Genomic DNA, 1,337 nt, shown 5'->3' on the forward strand with positions numbered 1-1,337 from the left:
CATTTTCAGCCCGTGCCGCTAGCCGCAACGCGCTGACCAGCATCGATCCCCGACCTGACCCACCGAAACCCCGCCGAACTGTGGAAGCCGGGTCCAAGAGGGATAGGAGAACCGTCATGACCGGAATACGGTTTGCCTGTGGCCTTCTGGCTGCCGGCATGGTGGCTACAGCCGCCGCATGCGCCCCCGCAGGAGAGCATGCACCCGGCAAGTTGCCAGCTGCTGCCGTGGTTTCGAAGCAACCATCCGAGACGCTCTCGCCTCTGTTCGAACAGGCGCTTCCCCATGTCGAGGGCAAGACGTTCACCTCGGCAATCGCAGACTTCCCGCCCGGTGCACGCGCGGTCCCGCATCGGCACGGAAACGCTTTCGTTTACGCCTACGTGCTTGACGGCACTGTGCGCAGCCAGATCGATGGCGGGCCAGTGCGTACTTACCACCAAGGCGAGAACTGGGTCGAGGCGCCGGGCGTCCACCACGTACTCACAGAAAACACCAGCCGGACGGAACCGGCAAAGCTGCTGGTCATCTTCATCTCCAACACGGGAGAGGAGCTCAAAGTCGATGATCAGCCAAGGTAGGACATGAATTGCACAACAGGGCCGCAGACTTGAGACCTCCTGGGCCTCTCTTACTCCCCCTACCTCGGCCGCTCGGCAGGGCAGACGGACGCACTGCGCGGCGGCAGCCGGCGCGCCCCTGCTCGGCCGTGATTACGTGCAGGCCCAGTAGGGGTGCCAGGACGGCGGGGGGCATCTCCTGGGCAAGCTGAATGAGCGCGGGCGGGTGGGCACTTGGCGGCGGTGAACCCGTAGACCAGGGAGCAGGGAGCCCGTGTGACACATGGTCAGGCGCCTTCTTCTGAACTGCCAACCAGGCTGTCATGTGGTCTGCCAGGTGCTTTCGCAGGCCGGAGACAACACCACCATGTGCTGCTATTACGCTGCAGCGATCGGGACTCAGGGTGCTGAAGCAGCCGAATTCGTGCGGTTTCCGGACTCGAACGGCACACGGCCGGCGCCGTCGACGAGCGGTCATGGCGCAAAGGCAGAAGGCGTGGGCGGCGGAAACGAGGGTGACGCGGTGGTGCCAGCCACCCCAGGTGCGGACTTCGAAGTGGGCCAGGCCCAGGGCCTGTTTCATCTCGCGGTAGCCGTGCTCGATGCGCCAGCTGAAGTTCCCCCTTGATCTTGGACAGCGGTTGTTTACGCTGCGGGGGTGAGGTCGTGCTGCAGCCTGGCCCGGGTTTCGAGTGGGGTGAGGTACCCGAACTCGGGGTGCTTGCGGAGCCTGGTGCGGTTGTACTCGACCTCGATGAAGTGGAAGACGTCGGCGCG

The 1,337-nt window shown here is 64.5% G+C and carries 2 protein-coding genes; both read left to right on the forward strand.

Going from position 1 to position 1,337, the window contains the following annotated elements; genetic code table 11:
* The first annotated feature begins 116 nt into the window (after positions 1–116).
* Positions 117–581 carry a cupin domain-containing protein gene (locus ABZV38_RS40470; RefSeq protein WP_356333975.1) on the forward strand — a complete coding sequence of 155 codons (465 nt, stop codon included), beginning with the start codon at positions 117–119 and terminating at the stop codon, positions 579–581.
* Between the two features lie 262 nt (positions 582–843).
* Positions 844–1,188, forward strand: coding sequence for a hypothetical protein (locus ABZV38_RS40475; protein ID WP_356333977.1), 345 nt, complete (start codon positions 844–846; stop codon positions 1,186–1,188).
* Positions 1,189–1,337: the final 149 nt, after the last annotated feature.

This window comes from Streptomyces sp. NPDC005181 (assembly GCF_040608395.1).
Classification (GTDB): domain Bacteria; phylum Actinomycetota; class Actinomycetes; order Streptomycetales; family Streptomycetaceae; genus Streptomyces.

Excerpts from the sequence above, each read along its gene's own strand:
- ABZV38_RS40470 (WP_356333975.1), top strand. The coding sequence starts at position 117 with ATGACCGGAATACGGTTTGCCTGTGGCCTTCTGGCTGCCGGCATGGTG.
- ABZV38_RS40475 (WP_356333977.1), top strand. The coding sequence starts at position 844 with ATGGTCAGGCGCCTTCTTCTGAACTGCCAACCAGGCTGTCATGTGGTC.